We start from the raw sequence: 22,452 nt of genomic DNA, 5'->3' as shown, positions 1-22,452 counted from the left end.
CACAGACTCGCCAGCGGCCTCGGCCGCCGGGCGGAAGGGGAGCAGACCATGACCAGTGCGGGAGGCCATCCGGGCGCGCGGGCCCCGGTGATCGTGACCATGGCCGATACAGTTCCGGCGCGCGAGGTGGCTGAAGTCATCGGGATCGCCCGTGGATCGGTGGTGCGCGCGCGGTTTTTCGGGCGTGATTTCATCGCCGGCCTGCGCAATCTGGTCGGCGGCGAGGTGACCGAATACACCAAGCTGCTGGCCGAGGCGCGTGAGCAGGCGCTGGGCAGGCTGGTGGCGCATGCCGAGGAAATGGGTGCAGATGCGGTGGTGACCTTCCGTTTCTCCACCTCCTCGGTGATGGAAGGCAGCGCGGAAATCCTGGCCTATGGAACAGCGGTGAAGCTCAAATGATGAACCGTTTGCGCCCATTGGGCCTCAAGGCTGTCGGCGAGCTGGGCGAAACCTTGCGCTTCCTGGGCGGCGTGGCGGCGGTGTGGCTGGTGCTGGTGACCTTCGGGTTCGCCGCCTTCCATATCCCCTCGGTCAGCATGGAGCCCGGCCTGCAGGTCGGCGACCGCGTGCTGGTGTCGAAATTCACCTATGGCTATTCGCGCCACTCCTTGCCGCTGGGGCTGGGCTATGTCCTGCCCGAAAGCTGGAGCGGGCGAGTGTTCGGATCGGTCCCGGATCGCGGCGACGTGATTGTGGTGCGTGATCCCGAGCAGAACATCAATATCATCAAGCGTGTGATCGGCCTGCCGGGCGATACGCTGGAAGTACGCGACGGGCGCTTGATCCTCAATGGCGAGATGCTCCATCGCGAGCCCAGGGGCGTGGTGCAGTACCGCGACCGGTCGGGCCTGCTGGTGCAGGCCTCGGTGTATGACGAGGTTCTCCCCGACGGTACGATGCATGAAATCTACGAGCGCTCTGACGCGGCGAATTTCGACAATGTCGGACCGTTCCGCGTGCCCGCCAACCACCTCTTCCTGATGGGCGACAATCGTGACGCTTCTGCCGACAGCCGTGTGCTGGGCGGGCTGGGCTATGTGCACAATGATCAGGTAGTGGGCCGCGCGTTCACGGTGCTCTTCACCTTCGCCTCCTGCCGTCAGGAAGAAGGCCTGCACTGCCCGCCCTGGCGGGTCTGGCGCGGGCTCTGATCGCGCTTTAGGCTCGTTCCCCCAGAACAGGGAAGGGTGGTTTATGAGCCTCAAGGGCAAGACGATCTTCATCACCGGGGCGAGCCGCGGCATCGGCCTGGCCATCGCCGAGCGCTGCGCACGCGACGGCGCCAATATCGCCATCGCGGCCAAGACCGCCGATCCGCATCCCAAGCTCGAAGGCACGATCCACACCGCCGCCGCGTCAATCGAGGCTGCAGGCGGCAAGGCGCTGGCCCTGCAATGCGACATCCGCGACGAGGCCAGCGTTCAGGCCGCCGTGGCCAAAACCGCTGAAACCTTCGGCGGGATCGATATCGTGGTGAACAACGCCTCGGCCATCTTCCCGATGCCCACCAAGGACACGCCCATCAAGCGCTGGGATCTGATGCACGGGGTCAATGCGCGCGGCACGTTTCTGGTGACGCAGGCCTGCCTGCCCTGGCTGGAGAAGGCTGAAAACCCGCACATCCTGGCCCTGTCGCCGCCGCTGGACATGCAGGTGAAATGGTTCGCGCCCCATGTCGCCTATACAAGCGCCAAATACGGCATGAGCCTGTGCATCCTCGGCTGGGCAGGCGAATTCAAGGGCCGCATCGCCGCCAACGCCATCTGGCCGCGCACCGCCATCGCCACAGCCGCCATCGCCAATGTGCTGGCCGGCGAGGAGGCGTTCAAGCATTGCCGCAAGCCGGACATCCTGGCCGAGACCGCATACCGCGTGATGCTGAAGCCCGCCGCGGACTTCACCGGCAATTTCCTGATCGATGACAGCTTCCTGGTGAGCGAAGGCGTGACGGATCTCGACCAGTACGCCGTGGAGCCCGGCCAGGCGCTCCTGCCGGACTTCTTCGTCCCCGATCACCCCCCTGCGCCGCCGGGCGTGGAGATTATGGATATCCAGCTGGGGCACTAAACCGGCCTGCCCCAAAAACGCCGCTTGCATTTTCTGTAAAACGCGCATCATAGGCGTTGGAGCGTCGCACTCTGCGGCCTGGTCAGATGACCCGCCGCCACTCTGCCGGCACCCGTCGACGCGGGTCGCCTTCAGGCGTTCTCACATGTTGCTCATCGACACCTATGTCGGCCCGAGCGCGATCGAAGGAGTCGGCGTGTTCGCCGCCGAGTTCGTGCGCGCCGGTCAGCCGATCTATCGCTTTGAACCCGGTTTCGACCGGCTCATCTCCCCGTCCGATCTCGCGGCCATGCCCGAACCGATTCGCCGGTTCGTCGACCGCTACACCTATCCCCATCCTGCCGATGCGTCGCTGCTGGTGCTGGATGCCGATAACGGGCGGCACATGAACCACTCCTGCGAGCCCAACACCAATTTTGCCGATGCGGTGTACGGCTACGCCATTCGCGATATCGCGGCGGGCGAGGAGATCACCTGCAACTACGCCGAATTTGAACCGGCCTTCGTGATCCTGCCCTCCATGGTGGACGCCCATTCGGGCATGCAGCACCTGGCGGCGGCGGAGTAGACCGGCGCACCGACCAGTTGCCAGACGGCAGGCGGAGGGGTTAGCCAAGGGGCATGCGCACCCTTGTACACGCCCCCGCCGCCGCTCTGGACCACCATCCGCCCCAGGGGCACCCGGAGCATGCCGGGAGGCTTCAGGCCGTTTTGCGCGCGGTTTCGGCGACCGGAATCGAGCCTGCAACAGGCTTTTCCCCGGCCTCCCGCGCCGCGCTGGAGCGTGTGCATGCGAGCGCCCTGATCGATCAGGTGTTCGCCGCGTCTCCCCGCGAGGGCGAGACGGCGCTGGACGCCGACACCTGGATGAGCCCGGGCTCGCTGAAAGCGGCGCTGGCGGCGGCGGGCGCTGGCATGGCCGGGGTCGATGCGGTGATGGCGGGGGAGGCGGAGGCCGTATTCGTCGCCGCACGTCCACCCGGCCACCATGCCGAGCCTGACCGGGCCATGGGGTTCTGCCTGTTCAACACCATCGCCATCGCCGCGGCCCATGCGCTGGCCCATCACCGGCTGGCGCGGGTCGCGGTGGTCGATATCGATGTGCACCACGGCAATGGCACGCAGGCCTGGGCGCAGGACGAGCCCGCCTGCCTGTTCGCGTCCATCCATCAGGGCTGGATCTATCCCGGCACCGGCGCCGCGCACGAGACCGGGCGTCACGGCAATATCATCAATGTGCCGAAGGCTGCCGGAGCGGCAGGCCCCGCCTGGCGCAAGGCGGTGGAGACGGCGATTCTGCCCCGGATCGAAGCATTCGCGCCGGACTTCCTGTTTGTGTCTGCGGGCTTTGATGCCCATCGCGATGATCCGCTGGCCGGGCTGGCGCTGAGCGATGACGACTACGCTTGGGCGGGGGCGGCGCTGGCGCAGGCGGCCCGGGCGCATGCTCATTCGCGGCTTGTATGCGTGCTTGAGGGCGGATACGACTGCGCCGCGCTGGAGCGCTCCACCGGAGCCTTCCTGCGCGCCGTGCAGTCGGCGTGAAGTCTCGTGCAGCGGCCCGCCGCGTCATCCAGCCTTGATTGAACATCATGACCTTACCCAGCGCCGCGCCTGGCCAGATCATTATTGCCCGTCACGGCGAACCGGACCTGAACCGGTATGAGCGGGTCGACTGGCGCGGCTATGAGCGCTGGTGGGCGGCCTATGACCTGGCGGGGCTCAAACCCGGCCAGACCCCGCCCGAAGCGCTGTGTTCGCAGGCGCGTGCGGCGAGAACCGTGTTCGCCTCCACCCTGCCGCGCGCCATCGAGACCGCACGCGCCTGCATCGGCGAGCGTGAGCTGCTGATCGATCCGATGTTTGTCGAAGCCGCGCTGCCGCCGCCGCCCTGGCCGGGCCGGTTCAAGGCGCGCACCTGGGGCGTGTATGCGCGCTGCGCCTGGTGGCTGGGGTGCGCGCGCGGGCGCGAGACGCGCCAGCAAGCCGAGCTGCGCGCTCGTCAGGCCGCCGCGCAGCTAGTGGAGGCGGCGAATCACGGTCCCGTGGCGCTGTTCGCCCATGGCTGGTTCAATCGCATGCTGCGCCCGGCGCTGCAGGCGCAGGACTGGCGCTGTGTGGTGGACGGGGGTGATGATTACTGGTCCTGGCGCCGGTATGAGCGCCGCTAGGCGCTGCGTTTGCGCGCCTGACAGCGACACGGCTACGGGAATGAAGGGTTGATTGCGCGCGCGGTTCCGTCTTCTCTGGAGCGGCCCGATCCCCTCACGGAGCCCAGCATGAGTGCGCCTGCCGACATCTCCACCCTGAGCTTTGAAGCGGCGCTCGAAGAGCTGGAGACCATTGTCCAGAAGCTCGAGGGCGGCGAGGTGGAGCTGGAGAAATCCATCGCGCTCTATCAGCGCGGCGCGGCGCTCAAAGCCCATTGCGAGGCCCGCCTGAAAGACGCCCAGCTGAAAGTCGACAAGATCGTCATCGGTGCTGACGGCAAGCCGGACGCCGAACCGGCGGGGCTGGATTGAGCATGGGTCCCGACGCGCCGCCGCTGCCCGAGATTGCGCCGGAGGATTTCTTCCGCGCTGATGTGCGTCTGGGCGAGATTGTCGCCGCCGACCCGTTTCCCGAAGCGCGCAAGCCCGCCTGGAAGCTGACCATCGATTTTGGTCCCGGCGTCGGCGTGAAGAAGAGCTCGGCCCAGATCACAGAGCATTATACGCGCGAAGAGCTGCCGGGGCGGCGCGTGCTGGCGGTGGTCAATTTCCCGCCGCGCCAGATCGGCCCAGTGCGCTCTGAAGTGCTGGTGCTGGGCGTGCACGATGCGCAAGGGCGCGTCTGCCTGCTGGGCGCCGATGGCGAGGCGCCGCTGGGCGCGCGGGTGTCATGATGGGGCGGGCGTTGTCAGAGTTTTCAACGGCTCTGGGTGAAGCCGCTGACCGCGTGACGGTGGCATTGGATGCTTTGCTGCCCCGGCCCGATGGCCCGGAAAAGCGCCTCATCTCCGCCATGCGCTATTCGGCGCTGGGACCGGGCAAGCGCATGCGGCCCTTCCTGCTGATCGAATGCGGGCGCCTGGTGGGCGCCGATGAGCGCGCGCTTCTGCGCGCGGCCTGCGCGGTGGAGTGCATCCATGCCTACTCGCTGGTGCATGATGACCTTCCGGCCATGGACAATGACGATCTGCGCAGGGGACGCCCGACCCTGCACATCGCCTATGACGATGCGACGGCGATCCTGGCGGGCGACGCGCTGCAGACCCAGGCCTTCGCTATTCTCGCTGATCCGGAGACCCATCCCGATGCGGCACTGCGCTGCGATCTGATCGCGCGCCTCGCCCAGGCCGCCGGTGCGCGCGGCATGGCGGGCGGGCAGATGATCGACATGGCCATCGAAGCGGGCGAGGAGGCCGAGATCGGCGTCATTACCCGCTGTCAGCGCATGAAGACCGGCGCCCTGATCGCTTTCTGCGCCGAGGCCGGACCGGTTCTGGCGCGGTCCGACCGCGAGACGCGCACGGCGCTCGAAGGCTACGCCCACGATCTGGGGCTTTGCTACCAGATCGTTGATGATTTGCTCGATGCCGAGGGCGATGAGTCCCTGACCGGCAAGCGCACGCGCAAGGATGAGGGTCAGGGCAAGGCAACCTTCGTGTCGATCCTGGGCGTCGAGGGTGCGCGCGCGCGCGCGCGGCATCTGGCCGCGCAGGCCAAGGAGCATCTGGCCGATTATGGCGAAGATGCAAAATTACTGATACAAACTGTTGATTATGTCCTGGATCGCCAGTCCTGACAGTTGATTGCCGGTCAGCCCGGCTGCAGGAGACCGCATGCCCCATACGCCTCATCTCGACCAGATCCGCGTTCCCAGCGACCTGAAAAATCGCGATCTGACCTTCCTGACGGCTGTGGCCGAGGAGTTGCGCGCCGAGACCATCGACACGGTGTCTGTCACCGGCGGCCATCTGGGCGCCGGGCTGGGCGTGGTGGAACTGACCCTGGCGCTGCATCACGTATTCGATACGCCCGACGACATTCTGGTCTGGGATGTGGGCCACCAGTGCTACCCGCACAAAATCCTGACAGGCCGGCGCGACCGCATCCGCACGCTGCGTCAGGGCGGGGGGCTGTCGGGCTTCACCAAGCGCTCTGAAAGCGTTTACGATCCGTTCGGCGCCGCCCATGCCGCCACCTCCATCTCTGCTGCGCTCGGTTTCGCCGTGGCGCGCGATCTCAAGGGCGAGCATGACCGCAAGGTGATCGCCGTGATCGGCGACGGCTCGATGTCGGCGGGCATGGCCTATGAGGCCATGAACAATGCCGGCGCGCTGAAAAAGAACATGATCGTCATCATCAATGACAACGACATGTCCATCGCCCCGCCGGTCGGCGCGATGAGCCACTATTTCGCCCGTCAGGTCTCGTCCAAGAGCTATCGCGACCTGCGCAAGATCGGCAAGGGCATCGCCAAGACGCTGGGCGTCGAGACCCAGGCGCGCAAGGCCGAGGAATATCTGCGCGGCATGGCCATGGGCGGCACGCTCTTTGAGGAGTTGGGCTTCCGCTATATCGGCCCCATTGACGGCCATGATCTTGAACAGGTCATCGCTGTGCTGCGCAATGTGCGCGACGCCGATGACGGCCCGGTGCTGATCCATGCCGTGACCCAGAAGGGCAAGGGCTACGCTCCCGCGGAGCTCGCCGACGACAAGTATCACGGCGTGTCGCGCTTCAATGTGGTCACCGGCGAGCAGCAAAAGGCCAAGGCCGGACCTCCGGGCTTTACCGCCGTATTCGCCGACGCGCTGATCCGCATGGGCGAGCAGGATGAGCGCATCTGCGCCGTCACCGCCGCCATGCCGGCTGGCACCGGCGTCGACAAGTTCGCCGCGCGCTTCCCGGACCGCGCCTTCGATGTGGGCATCGCCGAACAGCATGCGGTGACGTTTGCGGCGGGTCTGGCGGCGGAGGGGCTGAAGCCCTTTGCGGCGCTGTATTCCACCTTCCTTCAGCGCGGGTACGACCAGGTGGTCCATGACGTGGCCATCCAGTCCCTGCCGGTGCGCTTTGCCATCGACCGGGCCGGGCTGGTGGGCGCGGATGGTCAGACCCATGCGGGCTCGTTTGATATCGGCTTCATGGGTTCGCTGCCCGGCATGGTGCTGATGGCGGCGTCTGACGAGGCGGAACTGGCGCGCATGGTCGCGACTTGCGCGGCCATTGATGACGGCCCCAGCGCTGTGCGTTATCCGCGCGGCGAGGGCACCGGCGTCGAGATTCCGGCCGTGCCGGAACCGCTGGAGATTGGCAAGGGCCGGATTGTGCGCGAGGGCTCCGGCGTCGCCGTGCTGTCGCTGGGCACCCGGCTGGGCGAAGTGCTCAAAGCCGCCGATGAACTGGCCGCTCATGGCCTGTCGCCCACCGTGGCGGACGCCCGCTTCGCCAAGCCGCTGGATGAGGACATGATCCTGCGTCTGGCGCGCGAGCACGAAGTGCTGGTCACCATCGAGGAAGGCTCGCGCGGCGGGTTTGGCGCCTTCGTGCTGCACCTGCTGGCGGAAAAGGGCGCACTGGATCGCGGGCTGAAAATCCGCACCATGACGCTGCCGGACGTGTTCCTGGATCACGACAGCCCGTTCGCCATGTATGATGCGGCGCGCCTGAACGCCCGCCACATCACCGCCACAGTGCTCGACGCGCTGGGCCGTGAAGAAGACGCCGCCCGCGCCCTGGCGTGAGCGGGCGTCAGCCTTGACCCAGCGCCAGCAGCGTTCTGGCGAATGCGGTGATCGCGCGCGGGGTCGTGGATTCCTGGTTTGAATGATAGTTGAAGGTCGGGATCTGCAACGTCGCGCCGGTGCAGCGTCCCGAGGACAGGGCGACGATGCGTCCGAGCTCAGTCAGGCCCAGTGATTTGAGCGGCTGGCCGCGGCGCGCGTGGGCGTCGTTCTCGCGCTCGATGAAGCTGTCCTTGAAAATGATCGGCGCGCTGACCGTATTGGCCGCGCGCTCAACCCGCTGGACGGTGTCTGGGTGGAAGGCGGCGGTCGCGTCACGACGGCGCAGTATCACCGCGCCGGCCAGCGCCGCGGCGCTGTCGTCAAAGGGCGTGGTGTCAAGCACCACAATGTCCTGGCGCTCCTGACCGGCATTGACCAGCCAGCCCAGCGCATGGGCCGCTGAGCGGCCGATCTCTTCCTCGGCAGTGAAGATGATGGTGCCGGTCAGTCCGAACTCCGCCGCCACGCGCAGGGCCGCCGCCGAGACCGGATTGTCGAGCTGGCCGGAAATCAGTCCGGCTTCCAGCGGTCCGAGCGTGCGGGCGAACGCGATCGGCGTGCCCGGCGCCAGATCGATCATACCCTCCAGAGACAGCACCAGGCGCGACGCGGCGTCCACGCTGGCGGAGACGATGCGTCCATAGGCGATGCGCCCGCCCGTCTTGCGGTCATAGGCGAAGACCGTTTCACCGGCATAGCGCTTGGAGACGGATTCGGCGAAATTGGCTGTGACGGTGTGGGCTTCGCCGTATTTCTCGTTCTTCACGGCGTGGGCGGCGTAGACCGCTGCGCCGTCTTCGGCCGTGATCGCGCCATGGCGGTCGATATGGGCGAGATACACCGGACCCTCGCCCAGCTGCGCAATGCACAGATTGCGCGGCCGGGTGACCTTGGCCCCCAGCGCCGTGAAATCGCGTGCGAGATGGTCAAGAAAGGGCGTCTCGTGACCGACCACGGACGGGAAATCGAGATACTCGCTGGTTTTGGCGAGGACCCGGGCAAAGATTTCGGTGTCAGTCGGCGCCGCGCGCATCTTACAGCTTCTCGACAAACACCGATCCGGCCGAATAGCCGGCGCCGAACGAGCAGATGACGCCTTTGTCGCCGGCGCTGAGATCGTCGCTATTGAGGTGGAAGGCGATGATGGAGCCCGCCGATGAGGTGTTGGCATAGGTGTCCAGAATGGTCGGCGCGTCCTCGCCGCCGGCCTCGCGGCCGAATACCTTGCGCGCGATCATCAGATTCATGTTGATATTGGCCTGGTGCAGCCAGATGCGGCGCATCTGATCGGGCGCCAGGCCCAGCTCCTCCATATGCTCGCGGATCATGTCCGACACCATGGGCACGACCTCCTTGAACACCTTGCGGCCTTCCTGGACGAACAGCTTGTCATCCTTGGGCGAGCCGTTGGCGCGCGCGCCGTTGTCGCCGTCCGCGCGCTCGGTGCGGTTCAGGAAGCCGAAATTATTGCGGATATTGTTGGAGAATTTGGTGCGCAGGCGCGTGCCCAGAATGCGCCAGCCGCCTTCACCCAGATCCTCGCGCTCCAGCAGGATCGCGGTGGCCACATCGCCGAAGATGAAATGGCTGTCGCGGTCGCGCCAGTTGAGATGGGCCGAGCAGATTTCCGGATTGACCACCAGGATGGCGCGGGCATGGCCCTGGGCGATCATGTCGGCGGCGGCCTGCATGGCGAAGGTCGCCGAAGAGCAGGCCACGTTCATGTCAAAGCCGAAGCCTTCCTCAATGCCCAGCGCGTCCTGGATCTCGATGGCCACCGCCGGATAGGCGCGCTGCATGTTGGAGGCGCCGACAATCACCCCGTCCACATCGCCGGGCGTCCGCCCGGCGCGCTCCAGCGCGTCGCGGCAGGCGTTCAGGCCGATCTCGGCCAACAGCGCCAGCTCGTCATTGCCGCGCGCGGGAATGCGCGGCGTCATGCGCTTGATGTCCAGCACGCCGGCCTTGTCGATGACATAGCGCGACTTGATCCCGGAGGCCTTTTCGACGAATTCGGCCGACGAGGGGCTCAGCGACTCGGTCTCGCCGCGGGCGATCTCGCCGGCGTGGGCGTCGTTATAGGCGCTCACATAGGCGTTGAAGCTGGCCACCAGCTCGTCATTGGAAATGGACTCCGCGGGCGTCCACAGGCCCGTGGACCGGATAACAGCGGCGCTCATGAAAGGCTCCAGCATTCTGTCTGAGTCTGTTTGATCACGCGCCAACTTAGCGAGCATCGCCCCATGCGCCAACCATACGTACAGAGAGTGTTGATCACGCCGACAGGCGCGCGACCTCGCCATGGCGCGGGCAGGTGACCAGATGGTCGTTAACCATGCCCACAGCCTGCATGAAGGCATAGACGATCACAGGTCCACAGAACTTGAACCCGGCCTGTTTCAGCGCTTTGGCCATGGCCTGGCTGGTTTCGGTCTGGGCGGGCACCTCGCTCATCGCCGTGTGGCGGTTCTGAACGGGAACGCCGTCAACGAAGTCCCACAGGAAGGCGGAGAAGCCGGGCCCCGCCTCCTGGATGGCGATCCAGGCGCGCGCATTGCCGATGGCCGCCTTGATCTTGGCGCGCGAACGGATGATGCCGGCGTCACCCATCAGCCGGTTGATGTCCGCCTCGCCATAGCGGGCGATGATGTAGGGATCGAACCGGTCGAAGGCCGCGCGCATGGTCTCGCGCTTGCGCAATATGGTGATCCAGGCGAGCCCGGCCTGGAAGCCGTCCAGCACCAGTTTTTCAAACAGAGCGCGGTCATCGCGCTCAGGCACGCCCCACTCCTCATCATGATAGGCGATGTAAAGCGGATCATTGCCCGGCCAGGGGCATCGCTGGGTCATGGCGGCGTCCTTCGTGCGTGCGAGGCGCACGCTAGCGGCGCGCAGCCCTGACCGCTACCTGATTCGTGCGCCGGGGCAGGGGGCTTGATTGACAGGCGGGCGCGCCTGGCCCATAAGCCCCGATCCCTCAGTGGCCGGCCTTGCCGGACCGCTCGTATCAACACGCACGGACGACGCGAGAACCGCCGTTTCCATTGCGCAGCAACGAGGGAGCTGCGCCGGGCCGCGTCATAAAAGAGAGACCTGATGTCAAAGCGTCATTCGCAGAAATACAAGATCGACCGCCGTATGGGCGAAAACATCTGGGGCCGCGCCAAGTCCCCGGTGAACAACCGCGCCTACGGCCCGGGCCAGCACGGCCAGCGCCGCGCCGGCAAGCTGTCCGATTTCGGCCTTCAGCTGCGCGCCAAGCAGAAGCTGAAAGGCTATTACGGCAACATCACCGAGAAGCAGTTTCTCAAGATCTATACCGAGGCGATGCGCCGCAAGGGCAACACCGCCGAGAACCTGATCGGCCTGCTGGAAAGCCGTCTGGATGCGATCGTCTATCGCGCCAAGTTCGTGCCGACCGTGTTCGCCGCGCGCCAGTTCGTCAATCACGGCCACGTGAAGGTGAACGGTCAGCGCGTCAACATCGCGTCCTACCAGTGCAAGCCGGGCGACGTCATCGAAGTGCGCGAGAAGTCGCGCAACATGGCCCTGGTGCTCGAAGCGCTGGGCAGCCCCGAGCGTGACGTGCCCGAGTATATCGAGCTTGAAGGCAAGGGCATGAAGGCGACTTACGCCCGCATCCCCGATTTCAACGAGGTGCCCTATCCGGTGAAGATGGAGCCCAACCTCGTGGTGGAATTCTACTCCTCCTAAGGTCTTCGGCGCGGCTTCGGCTGCGCCTGCACGACCGAACGAGACCCGCTGGCGCACGCTGGCGGGTCTTTTTCTTGCGGCCTTGGTGCTGTCGCCTCGCCTCACGGTCAGGTAAGCTCGCGATCAGCTGCCGACAGGAGACGCGCCATGATCCGCCTGAAGACCGCCTGCGCCGGTGCGTTCGCCCTGCTCGCGACAGCCTGCCAGACTGCGCCCTACAGCCCGGCCGGATACAGCGCCGAACCGGTCTATGACTGGCGCGTGGACCGGGCGGGCGATCTGGTGGTGCGCGTGGCCTCCAATGGCTGCACCACGCGCGACAGCTTTGTCGCCGATGTGTACGGCGCCGGCGGGCAGGGCTGGAATTTCGACGTCACGCTGACGCGCATCCATGCCGATAACTGCCGCGCGCTGCTGCCCCAGGGGGTGGAGCTGGTGTGGACGCGTGACGATCTGGGGCTCCCGCAGGGCGCGGGCGTGCGCGTCACCAATCCGCGCTCGGCGCCGCCATCCAGCTAACGTCTCCAGCCTGGTTGCGGAGACCATTCCTTAACGCGCCGCGCCGATAGTGCCCTGACGCATTCTGCCGTCACGGATTTGTGCGCATGGCTGAAGACTTTCGATCCGTCGCCGAGCCGGCCGCGCCGCCGCCCGCTCCGCCAGCGGGCCGGGCGCGCACGCTGTTGACGCGGCGCCTGGCTGACATTGTGTGCCTGCCCGCCAGCCGCGTGGCGCCGCAAGAGCGCTGGATGGTGGCCGATGTGCTGGAGACCATGCTGGCCACCGCTGATGCCGGCTTGCGCGCGAAGGTCGCTGCGCGCCTGGCCGATCAGGCCGAAGCGCCCGCCGGCCTCGTGCGCCGCCTGGCGCTGGATGAATTCGAGATCGCCGACCCCTTGCTGGCGCGCGCCCGGGCGCTGACCGATTTCGACATGATGGAGATCGCGCGCAAGACCAGCCGCCGACACCGTCTGGCGCTGGCCCGGCGAGAGCGCGTGTCCGAAGTGGTCGCCGCCGCCCTGTGCGCCAGCGGCGACGTGGACGTCATCTCGGCGATCCTGCGCAATGCCGGGGCGCATCTGGCGCTGGAGACGGTCGAGTTTCTGGTGCGCGAAGCGGCTGAAAACGAGACGCTGGCGCTTTTGCTCATCAAGCGCGCCGAGCTTCGCCCGGCCCAGGCGCTCACCCTGTTCTGGGCGTGTGGTCATGATCAGCGCCGCATGATTCTGGACCGCTTCGCCGCCTCGCGCGCCATTCTGCAAGAAGCCGCCAGCGACGTGTTTCCGCTGGCCGCGCGCCAGGAAGAGCGTGACCCGGCTGTGGACGCCGCACTGGTCTATATCGACCGGCGCCAGCGTGACCGCCGCGCCGCCGAGCTGTCGCCCTGGCAATCGCTGGAAGGCCTGATCGAGCATGCCGCGCGCGAGGGATTGAGGTTGGAGGCGCGCGCCGAGATGGCCACGCTGTCGGCCATCGGTCAGGACCTGACCAATCGCATGCTGGATGATTTCGGCGGCGAGCCGCTGGCCGTGCTGGCCAAGGCCACAGGCCTGTCGCGCGAGCATCTGGTGATGCTGGTCGAGCTGGGCGGGCGCACCGATACGCCGCTGCGCATCCAGCAGGCTGTGCGCGTGTTCGACACGCTTTCCGTCGACAAGGCGCAGACGGTCTTGCGCTACTGGAACTGGGTCATCGGACGCACCGGCGCCAGCTGACGCGGGAATCGCTTGTCAGGGGCAGGTCCTGCCGCTAACGACGCGTTTTATGACCGACGCAATTGCTCTGGCCCTGGCCAATCTCACCTCGCCCGCCGTGCTGTTCTTCGCACTGGGGATTTTCGCCGGCGTCGCCCGGTCCGATCTCACCATTCCCCAGGCCATCGCCAAGGGGCTGGCGCTCTATCTGATGCTCGCCATCGGTTTCAAGGGTGGCGCGGCCGTGGCCGAGGTGGGCCTGTCGATGGACCTCGCCCTCGCGGCGCTGGCCGGTGTTGTGCTCAGCTTCTCCCTGCCGCTGGTCGCGTTTGCGCTCTTGCGCGCCTTCACCAAGGTGGACCGGGCCACGGCCGCGGCGAGCGCCGCGCACTATGGCTCAATCTCGGTGGTCACCTTTGTGGCGGGTTCGGAGTTCCTCACCGCGTCAGGCCTGATCTGGTCGGGCCATATGGTGGCGGTGCTGGCGATCATGGAGACGCCGGCGATCCTGACCGGTCTGTGGCTGGCGGGCCGGGCCGCGAAGGGGCCGGACCCGGAAGCGCGCCCGGAGCTCCTGCGAGAGGTGCTGCTGAACGGATCGGTGGTGCTGCTCATCGGCGCCTTCCTTATCGGCTGGGCGTCCGGACCGGCGGGCATGGCGCGCCTCGATCTGTTCGTGAACGGATTGTTCCAGGGCCTGCTGTGCCTGTTCCTTCTGGACATGGGGCTGGTCGCCTCGCGCAGGCTGGGCGGAGCAAAAAAGCTGGGCGTGTCCGGGATAGCGTTCGGGGTGGTGATGCCGCTGATCGGCGCCGCGGCGGCGCTGCCCGTGGCGTGGCTGATCGGCATGAGCGCGGGCGATGCGGCGGCGCTGATGATCCTGTCAGGATCGGCGAGCTATATCGCAGTGCCCGCCGCCATGCGCATCGCCCTGCCGGAGGCGGACCCGTCCGTGTATCTCACCTTGTCGCTGGCGATCACCTTCCCGTTCAATCTGACCATCGGCATACCGCTCTATACCAGTGTGGCGCGCGCAGTTCTGGGAGGCTGACATGGCCCGATCGATCCGAAAGAAAGTCATCGCCATCGTGGAGGCCGCGCATCTGCGCCGGCTGGTCGATCTGATCCGCAGCTGCGGCGTGTCGGGCTTCACTGTCATTGACGGGCGCGAGGGCTCGGGCATTGCGGGTGACTGGAGCAGGGACGGGGTGTTCGAGGCCGTGGAGATGAAGATCGTTCACGCCGTCACCACAGCCGAGACTGCCGAGCGCGTGTTCGACAAGGCGGCTGTGTTCTTCGAGCGCTATCCGGGAATCATCTACGGCTATGATGTCGAAGTGGTGCGCGGCGAGCGGTTCTAATCGCGCGCCCATATGAAGAAACTGGCGTGCAACGCACCGGTTTCGCTGGAATTCGCGCCGCGCCTTGCCTAGAAACCGTGCCAATTCGTTCGCCGATCTCAGCTGTCACCTTTCCAGGGAGGACCGGGCTTTGACCCGCAAATGGCTCTATGGCGTGACCCTGACCATCGTGCTCGCCGCGATGTGGGCGCTGCTGTCCGGATACGGGCTCAAGCAGCCCATCCTGTCGCTGGCGATCTTCTCGATTGTCGTGACGGTCTTCATGACCGTGCGCATGGGCCTGCTCGATGGTGAGTCCACGCCCTATTTGCGGGTGCGCTATTACAGCTATTGGGGCTGGCTGGCGGGTGAGATCGTGACCGCTAACATCGCCGTGCTGCGCATCGTCCTGTCGCCGGTGATCGAGATCAAGCCGGTCGTGACGCGCACGCCGGTGACGCTGCGCGACGACGTAGCGCGCGCGACACTGGCCAACTCCTACACTCTGACGCCGGGCACGGTGACCATGGAGATCCAGGAGAACGGGTTCATCCTGCATGCGCTGGACGAATCGTTCGCCAGCCAGGAAGGCTTCCGCGCGTTCGAGCGCCGGGTGAAGACCGCCACCGGGGAGACCGGCTGATGAACTTTACCGGCTTTGTGGACATCATCGTCGCACTGATGATCGTCGCCGCCATGGCGCTCATGCTGGTGCGTCTGTTTATCGGCCCGACGCTCTATGACCGCGTGCTGGCCGTGAACGCGTTCGGCACAAAGATTGTCCTGTTCCTGGCCGTGTTCTCGCTGGCGGTCGGGCGCGCCGACGGTCTCGACATTGCGCTGCTCTATGCCCTGATCAATTTCGTGGCGACCATCGCGATCCTGAAATTCTTTAGCTACCGCTCGCTGGATGTGGCGCTGTTCGATTCAGAACCGCGTGCGGCGCGCAAGGACGGGGAGGGCGAGTGATGGACTGGATGTTCTGGCTCGGCGTCGCCCAGGCGCTGGCTTCGGCCGCCTTCATGCTGACCGGCGCCGGCCTCGTGCTGGCGGGGGCCATCGGTGTGATCCGCCTGCCTGATTTCTACACGCGCATGCATGCCGCCGGCGTCACCGATACGCTGGGCGCCGAGCTGGTCATCATGGGGCTGATCATCCAGTCGGGCTTCACATTGGTGAGCGTGAAGCTGGCGATCCTCGGGCTCATCGTGTTCCTGACCAGCCCGACCTCGACCCATGCCGTGGCCAATGCCGCCTACCGCTCCGGCCTCAAGCCGCTGCTGCGCCGCTGGCGCTCTGACGAAAAGCGGGAGGAAGCGCAATGAACGGCGCGGAGATCACCCAGCTTTTCGATTATCTGTTCATGGTGATGCTGCTGGTCATCGGCCTGGCCGTGATCCGCCTGCAGAACCTGTTCGCCGTGGTCATGCTGACCGGCGTGTACTCGCTGATCGCTGCCGCCTGGTTTGTATCGCTCAGCGCGGCGGACGTGGCGATCACAGAAGCGGCGGTGGGCGCAGGCATTTCCACGGTATTGCTGCTGGCCGCCATGCTGCTCACCTCGAGCGAGGCCAAACCCACCACGGCCTTCCGCCACTGGGCGGCGCTGGTGGTGATGACGGCGGCGGGCGCGGCGGTGTTCTACGCGCTGGGCGATCTGCCGGTCTATGGCGCCGCCGACAGCCCGGCCAATTCCGGCGTGGGCATGGACTACATCGCGCGCACGCCCGAAGAGATCAATATTCCCAACGTGGTGACGGCGGTGCTGGCCAGCTATCGCGGTTTTGACACCATGGGCGAGGTTTTTGTGGTGTTCGCCGCGGGTGTGGGCGTGGCGCTCCTGCTCAACCTATCCGGACGCGGCAAGCGCGGGGAGGACAATTGATGAACCCGTATATCGTCCTCCGCGTCGTTTCCAAGCTGCTGATCCCGCTGATCTTCCTGTTCGGCTTCTACGTCCACTTCCATGGCGAGTACTCGCCCGGCGGCGGGTTTTCGGCGGGCGTGGTGCTGGGCGTAGGCGTGATCTTGTATGCACTGATCTTCGGCATGGGCGCCGCGCGCAAAGCGGTGCCGCCCTGGTGGGCGCGGATCGGCATGGCGCTGGGTGCGCTCATCTTCGCCGGCGTGGGCTTTGTCTCGTTGTTCATGGGCGGCAATTTTCTCGATTACACCGTGCTCGACCCGAATCGGACCTATCTGGGCCAGCATATCGGCATCGTGGCGGTGGAATTTGGCGTGCTGACCAGCGTGACGGCCGTGATCATTGCGATTTTCTATGCGTTCGCCGGGCGCGAGCGCAGCGATGACACGGCGGAGGACTGAGGCGATGCTTGAGATCCTAGGCGATCGCTTCACCTTCGCGGTGATCCTGGTGCTGATGATGGTCGGCCTCTACGCCGTCATCGCCACGGGCAATCTGGTCAAGCGCATGGTGGGCCTGTCGATTTTCCAGACCTCGGTATTCCTGCTCTACATCGCCACCGCCAAGGTGACAGGCGGCGCGCCTGCGATATTCAACTATTCCGATCTGTCTGCGGGCACGATTCCGGACGATGCGGTCTACGCCAACCCGCTGCCCCACGTGCTGATCCTGACCGCCATCGTCGTCGGCGTGGCGACGCTGGCCATGGGGCTGGCGCTCGTGGTGCGCATCCGCGAGATCTACGGCACCATCGAGGACGATGAATTGTCCGAGATTGACCACGATGACGAGTTGAAGAGAGGCGTGTAGGGGCGATGGAGCCGCAGTTTCTCCCGGCCGCAATCGCGGCCCATGCGCCAGCCTTGCTGGTCATGATCCCGCTGATCCTGTCGGCCCCCGCCGCCATGATCACCAGCGGGCGCGTGGCGTGGGGCATGACCGTGCTGGGCGTCGGATCAGCCCTGGTGCTGGCCGTCGAGATATTCCTGGCGACGCGCGCCGAGGGCGCCGTCCTGTCCTACGCGATGGGCGGCTGGGCGCCGCCTCTGGGCATCGAGTTCCGGATTGACGCGCTCAACGCCGCGCTTCTGCTCCTGTTGGGCTCGACAGGCTTTCTCACCGTGCTGTTCGCCGGCCCCAGCGTGGCCGACGAGATCTCGCGCCAGAAGCGCTCGCTGTTCTATGCAGCCTTCCTGATCTGTTTCGCCGGCCTGTCGGGCGTGGCGAGCACGGGGGACGCGTTCAACCTCTTCGTCTTCCTCGAGATTTCCTCCATCGCGACTTACGCCATTATCGCCATGGGCTGGAGCAAGGACCGCCAGGCGCTCACCGCCTCGTTCAACTATCTGGTGATGGGCACGATCGGCGCGACCTTCTTCGTGATCGGCGTCGGCTTCATCTATATGACCACCGGCACGCTCAACATGGCCGATATGGGCCGGGCCATCGCCGACCTGAACGGCAATCGCGCGGTGGAAGTAGGCTTCGCCTTCATCCTGGTCGGAATCGGGCTGAAAGCCGCATTGTTCCCGCTGCATCAGTGGCTGCCCAACGCCTACGCGTACGCGCCCAATTTCGTGACCACATTCCTGGCCACCACCGCCACCAAAGTGGCGTTCTACGTCATCATCCGCTTCAGCTATGACGTGTTCTCCATCGGCACCGGCTTCGTGACCAACGCCATGATCTGGGTGATCACGCCGCTGGCCATTGCGGGCATGCTCGTGGCCTCCACCCAGGCCCTGTTCCAGAACAATGTGCGCCGCCTGTTCGCCTACTCGTCCGTGGCGCAGGTGGGTTACATGATGCTGGGCCTGGGCATGGCGACTTCGCTGGGCCTGTCGGCGGGCATGCTGCACCTGATCAATCACGCCATGATGAAGGGCGCGCTGTTCATGGCGCTGGGCGCATTCGCCCTGTCCTACGGCATCCGGCGGATCGAGGATTTCAAGGGGCTGGGCCAGGTCATGCCCATGACCTCGGCGGCCTTCACCATCGGCGCGCTGTCGCTCGTGGGCGTGCCGTTCACCGTGGGCTTCATCTCCAAATTCTATCTCATCGCAGCCGCGCTGGACGCGGGCTGGTGGTGGGCCGTGGCCGCTATCCTGATCTCTTCGGTGATTGCGGTGTTCTACGTCTACCGCATCCTGGTCGCGATCTGGGTGACGCCGCCCGACGAAGCGCGCAAGACATCGCCCAAGCGCGTCCCGCTGGCTATCGCCGTGCCGCTGGCCGTGCTGGCTGGCGCCAATCTGGTGTTCGGCGTCTGGGCTGAACCTATTGTGGACATGGCGCGCGCCGCCGCTGACGCCGCCATTGCGGCGGGGGTGAACCCGTGACCTGGACCCCTGAACTCGCGCTGGCTCTGGCCCTGATCCTGCCGCTGGTCGGCGGCGCCGGCGTGCTGTTGCTGGGCCGCTGGCCGAACCTGCGTGAAGCGGCGACCCTGATCACCGCTGTCGCGCTGGCCATTGTGGTCGCCTATCTGGTGGAAGCGGCCGGCGACCGCCCGGCGCTGACATTGCTGGAGATCGCGCCGGGCCTGTCGCTGAAGTTCACGCTGGAGCCGCTGGGCGCCGTGTTCGCCATGGTGGCCAGCGGGCTTTGGATCGTGAACTCGCTCTACTCCATCGGCTATATGCGCGGGAACAAGGAGAAGGACCAGACCCGGTTCTACTTCTGCTTCACAATCTCCATCGCCGCGGCCATGGGCATCGCCCTGTCGGGCAATCTGATCACGATGTTCTTCTTCTACGAGGCGCTCAGTCTCGCGACCTATCCGCTGGTGGCGCACAAGGGCGACGCCAAGGCGCGCAAGGGCGCCTCGATCTATCTGGGCATTCTGCTGGCGACCTCCATCGGCCTGTTCCTGCCGGCGATTTTCGCCACCTATGCCCTGACCGGCACGACGGACTTCACAGCCGGCGGCATTATGGGCGGGGTCGGGCCGGTCGCCGGATCGATCATTCTGGTGCTGTTCGCCTTCGGGATCGGCAAGGCGGCGCTGATGCCGACCCATCCCTGGCTGCCCAACGCCATGGTGGCGCCCACGCCGGTCTCGGCGCTGCTGCATGCGGTGGCGGTGGTGAAGGCGGGCGTGTTCTCCATCCTGAAAGTGTCGGTCTATGTTTTCGGCCCGCAATATATCGAGACGCTGCCGGCCGCGAATGTGCTGGCCTGGATCGCGGGCGCGTCCATCGTGATCGCGTCGGTGATGGCGATGACCAAGGATAATCTCAAGGCCAGGCTCGCCTATTCCACGGTCAGCCAGCTGTCCTACGTGACGCTCGGCGCCATGCTGGCGAGCCCGCTGGCGCTGATGGGCGCGGCCTTGCAGATCATCATGCACGCCTATGGCAAGATCACGCTCTTCATGGCCGCGGGCTCGATCTATACCGGCACCAAGAAGACCGACATCTCCCAGCTCAACGGGCTGGGCAGGCTCATGCCGGTCACATTTGCCGTGTTCCTGATTGGAGCCCTGTCGATTATCGGCATGCCGCCCTTTGGCGGGGTCTGGCCCAAAATCTTCCTGATGGAAGGCGCGGCCGGCGCCGGTCAGCCCTGGCTGATCGCGGTGCTGATCGCCTCCACCCTTCTGAATATCGGCTATCTCCTGCCCATCGCGATCCGCGGCTTTCTGAAGCCGGCGCCCGAGACCAGTCCGATGACGCCCGGTCTGCCGCCCGCCCTGGTCTGGGTGGCGCCGCTGATCACCGCCATCGGAACCGTGGTGCTGTTCTTCGCCATCGGGCCGCTGATCGACTATCTGACGCCGGTCTTCATGACGGAGATGACGCCATGAACGCGCCGAAGACCAACAAGAGCGCCAAACGGCTGCCGCGCGTTTCGGGAGGCCTTATCGGCCTCGCCCTGGTGCTGGCGCTGGGTGCGCTCAATCTGATCGGGTTTGGTCTGGAATATTTTCTGACCGAGGACGGTTTCGCCAAGTACCGCACCGTCACCGGAACCTACGAGCTGGTGCTGATCCCGGCGACGCTGGCGGCGATCCTGGCGGGTTGGGGCGTGCGCTGGGTGCTGGGCCGCCGCGGCGATTATTACGAGCGTGCCGCAGGCGATGTCAGCGGGGAGGGGCGTGATGACTGATCTGTTCGGCGCCCTCCATGGCGTGAACCCGGCCCTGTTCCTGATCCTGGGCGGCGTGCTGGCGCTGGCCCTGCCTTGGTCCCATGCGCGCAAGGTTGTGATGATCGCTGCGCCGCTGCTGGGCCTGGCGGCCTGGTTCGCGACGCGTGAGCCGGGCGTCTACGCCGTCATCGAGCTCGGGCCTATGACGCTGGAGACGTTCCGCTATGACGGGTTGTCGCGCATCTGGGCGCTGGTGTTTCTGCTGGCTGCTTTCCTCAACGGCATCTACGCCCTGCACGAGCGCAGCCGGATATCTGACGGCTCGGCGCTGATCTATGCCGGTGCGGCCGTGGGTGCGGTGTTCGCGGGCGATCTCCTGACCCTGTTCGTGTTCTGGGAGCTGACGGCGCTGTTCTCCGCGCCGCTGATCTTCGCGGCCGGCACGCCGGAATCCCAGCGCGCGGGCCTGCGCTATCTGGCGATCCAGGTCTTGTCGGGCGTGCTCCTGCTGGGCGGCGCCGCATTGTGGGCCAGCCAGACCGGTTCGTGGACATTTGACGCCATCGGCTTGGACGATCCGGCGGGGCTCGTATTGCTGATCGCGTTTGGCATCAAGGCGGCCTTCCCGCTTCTGCACATGTGGATGCAGGACGCGTATCCCAAGGCGACGGGCGTGGGCGCAGTGGTGCTCTCAGCCTTCACCACAAAGCTCGCGATCTACGCGCTTGCGCGTGGCTTTGCCGGAACCGAAATCCTGATCACCATTGGCGCCATCATGGCGGTGTTCCCGATCCTGTTCGTGATCGTGGAGAATGACCTGCGGCGCACGCTCGCCTATGCGCTCAACAACCAGCTGGGCTTCATGGTGGTGGGCGTGGGCGTGGGCACGCCGCTGGGCCTGAACGCCGCGGCGGCCAACGCTTTTGTTGGCGTGTTCTACATGGCGCTGATGTTCATGGTGATCGGCGCGGTGATGCATCGCACCGGCACCGCCAAGGTCAGCGAGCTGGGCGGGCTGTTCCGCTCCATGCCGATCACCGGCGCATTGTCCATAATCGGCGCGCTCGCCCTGGTCGGCGCGCCGCTCTTTTCCGGTTTCGTGACAAAGACGCTGGTCCTGTCGGCGGTGTCCTATCATGGCGACATGCTGGTCTATGGCATTCTGGTTTTCGCGGCCGCCGGCGTGATGGAGCTCAGCGCGCTCAAAGTGCCGTTCTTCGCCTTCTTCGGGCAGGACCGCGGCTACAAGGTCAAGGAAGCGCCGCTGAACATGCTCCTCGCCATGGGGCTGGCGGCGTTCCTGTGCATCTATCTGGGCAGTCACTGGCAGGGGCTCTACGGCCTGTTGCCCTTCGCCATCGATTACGAACCCTACACCGCCGACAATATCATCGGGCAGGTGCAGATCCTGCTGGCGGGCGCCTTCGCGTTCGCCGTCATGGTCTGGCTGAACCTGTTCCCGCTGCGCGGTGATCGCGCCATTCTGGACGTGGACTGGTTGTACCGCCGGGTGGGCGACGGCGTGGTGCGCTGGGGCGGCGCGATGGGCGTTCTCCTGGCGGGCGCCAGCGAGCGCGGGCTTGGCGTGGTGATCAAGCGCTGGACAAACCGCCTGTTCAACGTGTTCAGCCCGGCCGGTTCGCTGTCACGCATCTTCCCGTCCGGGTTGATGGCGATCTGGACCGGCGTGCTGCTGGCGGCGGTTCTGATCGTCGCCTACTTCTCCCCGTTGTAGTGAGGTAATCCCACGCGGGAATTTTAAGCGGTACAAGCGAGTCGGCGCCCCTGCATAGGAAAGTTATCCTCATTTCTATCCGCCGTCCTTATAGTCATCCGGAACCGGAAAGC

General features: G+C 65.8%; 28 protein-coding genes. 25 read left to right on the top strand and 3 right to left on the bottom strand.

Features of this window, described 5'->3' with window-relative positions; all coding sequences use genetic code 11:
- The first annotated feature begins 48 nt into the window (after nucleotides 1-48).
- The 10 genes from L2D01_09620 to dxs all read left to right on the top strand — a co-directional run bounded on the left by L2D01_09620 (nucleotide 49) and on the right by dxs (nucleotide 7,801).
- Nucleotides 49-402, top strand: coding sequence for a YbjQ family protein (locus L2D01_09620; protein WBQ09153.1), 354 nt, complete (start codon nucleotides 49-51; stop codon nucleotides 400-402).
- Nucleotides 402-1,154, top strand: coding sequence for a signal peptidase I (gene lepB, locus L2D01_09615; GenBank protein WBQ09152.1), 753 nt, complete (start codon nucleotides 402-404; stop codon nucleotides 1,152-1,154). The genes L2D01_09620 and lepB overlap by 1 nt, the downstream gene beginning before the upstream one ends.
- Before the next feature lie 43 nt (nucleotides 1,155-1,197).
- Entirely contained in the window at nucleotides 1,198-2,070 is an 873-nt protein-coding gene (locus tag L2D01_09610; GenBank protein ID WBQ09151.1) for an NAD(P)-dependent oxidoreductase, read from the top strand.
- A gap of 145 nt (nucleotides 2,071-2,215) precedes the next feature.
- Nucleotides 2,216-2,638: an SET domain-containing protein gene (locus L2D01_09605; protein WBQ09150.1), complete on the top strand. Its 423-nt coding sequence runs from the start codon at nucleotides 2,216-2,218 to the stop codon at nucleotides 2,636-2,638.
- Between the two features lie 53 nt (nucleotides 2,639-2,691).
- Nucleotides 2,692-3,615, top strand: a complete 924-nt coding sequence (locus L2D01_09600; GenBank protein ID WBQ09149.1) for a hypothetical protein — start codon at nucleotides 2,692-2,694, stop codon at nucleotides 3,613-3,615.
- Between the two features lie 47 nt (nucleotides 3,616-3,662).
- Nucleotides 3,663-4,241, top strand: a complete 579-nt coding sequence (locus L2D01_09595) for a phosphoglycerate mutase family protein (GenBank protein WBQ09148.1) — start codon at nucleotides 3,663-3,665, stop codon at nucleotides 4,239-4,241.
- A 108-nt stretch (nucleotides 4,242-4,349) separates the two neighbouring features.
- Entirely contained in the window at nucleotides 4,350-4,592 is a 243-nt protein-coding gene (locus tag L2D01_09590; protein WBQ09147.1) for an exodeoxyribonuclease VII small subunit, read from the top strand.
- 2 nt (nucleotides 4,593-4,594) lie between these two features.
- Entirely contained in the window at nucleotides 4,595-4,954 is a 360-nt protein-coding gene (locus L2D01_09585; GenBank protein ID WBQ09146.1) for a tRNA-binding protein, read from the top strand.
- Nucleotides 4,955-4,965: 11 nt separating this feature from the next.
- Nucleotides 4,966-5,856 carry a polyprenyl synthetase family protein gene (locus tag L2D01_09580; protein WBQ09145.1) on the top strand — a complete coding sequence of 297 codons (891 nt, stop codon included), beginning with the start codon at nucleotides 4,966-4,968 and terminating at the stop codon, nucleotides 5,854-5,856.
- A 37-nt stretch (nucleotides 5,857-5,893) separates the two neighbouring features.
- Nucleotides 5,894-7,801: a 1-deoxy-D-xylulose-5-phosphate synthase gene (gene dxs / locus L2D01_09575; GenBank protein ID WBQ09144.1), complete on the top strand. Its 1,908-nt coding sequence runs from the start codon at nucleotides 5,894-5,896 to the stop codon at nucleotides 7,799-7,801.
- Between the two features lie 7 nt (nucleotides 7,802-7,808).
- Here dxs and L2D01_09570 read toward each other — a convergent pair whose 3' ends face one another.
- The 3 genes from L2D01_09570 to L2D01_09560 form a co-directional block, all read right to left on the bottom strand.
- Nucleotides 7,809-8,876 carry a hypothetical protein gene (locus tag L2D01_09570; GenBank protein ID WBQ09143.1) on the bottom strand — a complete coding sequence of 356 codons (1,068 nt, stop codon included), beginning with the start codon at nucleotides 8,874-8,876 and terminating at the stop codon, nucleotides 7,809-7,811.
- 1 nt (nucleotide 8,877) lies between these two features.
- Nucleotides 8,878-10,023 (bottom strand): beta-ketoacyl-ACP synthase III, encoded by a 1,146-nt coding sequence (locus L2D01_09565; protein ID WBQ09142.1) that lies wholly within the window; start codon nucleotides 10,021-10,023, stop codon nucleotides 8,878-8,880.
- A gap of 94 nt (nucleotides 10,024-10,117) precedes the next feature.
- Nucleotides 10,118-10,693, bottom strand: a complete 576-nt coding sequence (locus tag L2D01_09560) for a DNA-3-methyladenine glycosylase I (GenBank protein ID WBQ09141.1) — start codon at nucleotides 10,691-10,693, stop codon at nucleotides 10,118-10,120.
- A 246-nt stretch (nucleotides 10,694-10,939) separates the two neighbouring features.
- Here L2D01_09560 and rpsD point away from each other — a divergent pair, with 246 nt between their 5' ends.
- The 15 genes from rpsD (at nucleotide 10,940) to L2D01_09485 (ending at nucleotide 22,339) form a co-directional block, all read left to right on the top strand.
- Complete coding sequence (gene rpsD, locus L2D01_09555) at nucleotides 10,940-11,557, top strand: 30S ribosomal protein S4 (GenBank protein WBQ09140.1); 618 nt, start codon at nucleotides 10,940-10,942, stop codon at nucleotides 11,555-11,557.
- 147 nt (nucleotides 11,558-11,704) lie between these two features.
- On the top strand, nucleotides 11,705-12,076 hold the full coding sequence (locus L2D01_09550; protein WBQ09139.1) for a hypothetical protein: 372 nt from the start codon (nucleotides 11,705-11,707) through the stop codon (nucleotides 12,074-12,076).
- 86 nt (nucleotides 12,077-12,162) lie between these two features.
- Nucleotides 12,163-13,272, top strand: coding sequence for a DUF2336 domain-containing protein (locus L2D01_09545; protein WBQ09138.1), 1,110 nt, complete (start codon nucleotides 12,163-12,165; stop codon nucleotides 13,270-13,272).
- A 49-nt stretch (nucleotides 13,273-13,321) separates the two neighbouring features.
- A complete protein-coding gene (locus L2D01_09540) occupies nucleotides 13,322-14,302 on the top strand; it encodes a sodium-dependent bicarbonate transport family permease (GenBank protein WBQ09137.1) in 981 nt (326 codons plus the stop codon).
- A 1-nt stretch (nucleotide 14,303) separates the two neighbouring features.
- Nucleotides 14,304-14,612: a hypothetical protein gene (locus tag L2D01_09535; GenBank protein WBQ09136.1), complete on the top strand. Its 309-nt coding sequence runs from the start codon at nucleotides 14,304-14,306 to the stop codon at nucleotides 14,610-14,612.
- A gap of 130 nt (nucleotides 14,613-14,742) precedes the next feature.
- On the top strand, nucleotides 14,743-15,234 hold the full coding sequence (locus tag L2D01_09530; GenBank protein ID WBQ09135.1) for a Na+/H+ antiporter subunit E: 492 nt from the start codon (nucleotides 14,743-14,745) through the stop codon (nucleotides 15,232-15,234).
- Nucleotides 15,234-15,560 carry a monovalent cation/H+ antiporter complex subunit F gene (locus tag L2D01_09525; protein WBQ09134.1) on the top strand — a complete coding sequence of 109 codons (327 nt, stop codon included), beginning with the start codon at nucleotides 15,234-15,236 and terminating at the stop codon, nucleotides 15,558-15,560. The genes L2D01_09530 and L2D01_09525 overlap by 1 nt, the downstream gene beginning before the upstream one ends.
- On the top strand, nucleotides 15,560-15,916 hold the full coding sequence (gene mnhG / locus L2D01_09520) for a monovalent cation/H(+) antiporter subunit G (GenBank protein WBQ09133.1): 357 nt from the start codon (nucleotides 15,560-15,562) through the stop codon (nucleotides 15,914-15,916). The genes L2D01_09525 and mnhG overlap by 1 nt, the downstream gene beginning before the upstream one ends.
- Nucleotides 15,913-16,476, top strand: coding sequence for a DUF4040 domain-containing protein (locus L2D01_09515; protein ID WBQ09132.1), 564 nt, complete (start codon nucleotides 15,913-15,915; stop codon nucleotides 16,474-16,476). Before mnhG ends, L2D01_09515 begins: the two co-directional genes overlap by 4 nt.
- Complete coding sequence (locus tag L2D01_09510; protein WBQ09131.1) at nucleotides 16,476-16,916, top strand: Na(+)/H(+) antiporter subunit B; 441 nt, start codon at nucleotides 16,476-16,478, stop codon at nucleotides 16,914-16,916. Before L2D01_09515 ends, L2D01_09510 begins: the two co-directional genes overlap by 1 nt.
- A 4-nt stretch (nucleotides 16,917-16,920) precedes the next feature.
- Entirely contained in the window at nucleotides 16,921-17,325 is a 405-nt protein-coding gene (locus L2D01_09505) for a cation:proton antiporter subunit C (protein ID WBQ09130.1), read from the top strand.
- 5 nt (nucleotides 17,326-17,330) lie between these two features.
- Nucleotides 17,331-18,854 carry a monovalent cation/H+ antiporter subunit D family protein gene (locus L2D01_09500; GenBank protein WBQ09129.1) on the top strand — a complete coding sequence of 508 codons (1,524 nt, stop codon included), beginning with the start codon at nucleotides 17,331-17,333 and terminating at the stop codon, nucleotides 18,852-18,854.
- Nucleotides 18,851-20,320 carry a monovalent cation/H+ antiporter subunit D family protein gene (locus tag L2D01_09495; GenBank protein ID WBQ09128.1) on the top strand — a complete coding sequence of 490 codons (1,470 nt, stop codon included), beginning with the start codon at nucleotides 18,851-18,853 and terminating at the stop codon, nucleotides 20,318-20,320. The genes L2D01_09500 and L2D01_09495 overlap by 4 nt, the downstream gene beginning before the upstream one ends.
- Nucleotides 20,317-20,622, top strand: coding sequence for a hypothetical protein (locus L2D01_09490; protein ID WBQ09127.1), 306 nt, complete (start codon nucleotides 20,317-20,319; stop codon nucleotides 20,620-20,622). Before L2D01_09495 ends, L2D01_09490 begins: the two co-directional genes overlap by 4 nt.
- On the top strand, nucleotides 20,615-22,339 hold the full coding sequence (locus tag L2D01_09485) for a Na(+)/H(+) antiporter subunit D (protein WBQ09126.1): 1,725 nt from the start codon (nucleotides 20,615-20,617) through the stop codon (nucleotides 22,337-22,339). The genes L2D01_09490 and L2D01_09485 overlap by 8 nt, the downstream gene beginning before the upstream one ends.
- Nucleotides 22,340-22,452 lie beyond the last annotated feature (113 nt).

The organism is Hyphomonadaceae bacterium ML37 (assembly GCA_027627685.1).
GTDB lineage: Bacteria > Pseudomonadota > Alphaproteobacteria > Caulobacterales > Maricaulaceae > Oceanicaulis.
This window is presented reverse-complemented; position numbering and strand designations above follow the sequence as displayed.

Bases quoted from the DNA above. Each gene is read 5' to 3' on its own strand.
- L2D01_09620 (WBQ09153.1), top strand. From the start codon at position 49: ATGACCAGTGCGGGAGGCCATCCGGGCGCGCGGGCCCCGGTGATCGTG.
- lepB (WBQ09152.1), top strand. From the start codon at position 402: ATGAACCGTTTGCGCCCATTGGGCCTCAAGGCTGTCGGCGAGCTGGGC.
- L2D01_09610 (WBQ09151.1), top strand. From the start codon at position 1,198: ATGAGCCTCAAGGGCAAGACGATCTTCATCACCGGGGCGAGCCGCGGC.
- L2D01_09605 (WBQ09150.1), top strand. From the start codon at position 2,216: ATGTTGCTCATCGACACCTATGTCGGCCCGAGCGCGATCGAAGGAGTC.
- L2D01_09600 (WBQ09149.1), top strand. From the start codon at position 2,692: ATGCGCACCCTTGTACACGCCCCCGCCGCCGCTCTGGACCACCATCCG.
- L2D01_09595 (WBQ09148.1), top strand. From the start codon at position 3,663: ATGACCTTACCCAGCGCCGCGCCTGGCCAGATCATTATTGCCCGTCAC.
- L2D01_09590 (WBQ09147.1), top strand. From the start codon at position 4,350: ATGAGTGCGCCTGCCGACATCTCCACCCTGAGCTTTGAAGCGGCGCTC.
- L2D01_09585 (WBQ09146.1), top strand. From the start codon at position 4,595: ATGGGTCCCGACGCGCCGCCGCTGCCCGAGATTGCGCCGGAGGATTTC.
- dxs (WBQ09144.1), top strand. From the start codon at position 5,894: ATGCCCCATACGCCTCATCTCGACCAGATCCGCGTTCCCAGCGACCTG.
- L2D01_09570 (WBQ09143.1), bottom strand. From the start codon at position 8,876: ATGCGCGCGGCGCCGACTGACACCGAAATCTTTGCCCGGGTCCTCGCC.
- L2D01_09565 (WBQ09142.1), bottom strand. From the start codon at position 10,023: ATGAGCGCCGCTGTTATCCGGTCCACGGGCCTGTGGACGCCCGCGGAG.
- L2D01_09560 (WBQ09141.1), bottom strand. From the start codon at position 10,693: ATGACCCAGCGATGCCCCTGGCCGGGCAATGATCCGCTTTACATCGCC.
- rpsD (WBQ09140.1), top strand. From the start codon at position 10,940: ATGTCAAAGCGTCATTCGCAGAAATACAAGATCGACCGCCGTATGGGC.
- L2D01_09550 (WBQ09139.1), top strand. From the start codon at position 11,705: ATGATCCGCCTGAAGACCGCCTGCGCCGGTGCGTTCGCCCTGCTCGCG.
- L2D01_09545 (WBQ09138.1), top strand. From the start codon at position 12,163: ATGGCTGAAGACTTTCGATCCGTCGCCGAGCCGGCCGCGCCGCCGCCC.
- L2D01_09540 (WBQ09137.1), top strand. From the start codon at position 13,322: ATGACCGACGCAATTGCTCTGGCCCTGGCCAATCTCACCTCGCCCGCC.
- L2D01_09535 (WBQ09136.1), top strand. From the start codon at position 14,304: ATGGCCCGATCGATCCGAAAGAAAGTCATCGCCATCGTGGAGGCCGCG.
- L2D01_09525 (WBQ09134.1), top strand. From the start codon at position 15,234: ATGAACTTTACCGGCTTTGTGGACATCATCGTCGCACTGATGATCGTC.
- mnhG (WBQ09133.1), top strand. From the start codon at position 15,560: ATGGACTGGATGTTCTGGCTCGGCGTCGCCCAGGCGCTGGCTTCGGCC.
- L2D01_09515 (WBQ09132.1), top strand. From the start codon at position 15,913: ATGAACGGCGCGGAGATCACCCAGCTTTTCGATTATCTGTTCATGGTG.
- L2D01_09510 (WBQ09131.1), top strand. From the start codon at position 16,476: ATGAACCCGTATATCGTCCTCCGCGTCGTTTCCAAGCTGCTGATCCCG.
- L2D01_09505 (WBQ09130.1), top strand. From the start codon at position 16,921: ATGCTTGAGATCCTAGGCGATCGCTTCACCTTCGCGGTGATCCTGGTG.
- L2D01_09500 (WBQ09129.1), top strand. From the start codon at position 17,331: ATGGAGCCGCAGTTTCTCCCGGCCGCAATCGCGGCCCATGCGCCAGCC.
- L2D01_09490 (WBQ09127.1), top strand. From the start codon at position 20,317: ATGAACGCGCCGAAGACCAACAAGAGCGCCAAACGGCTGCCGCGCGTT.
- L2D01_09485 (WBQ09126.1), top strand. From the start codon at position 20,615: ATGACTGATCTGTTCGGCGCCCTCCATGGCGTGAACCCGGCCCTGTTC.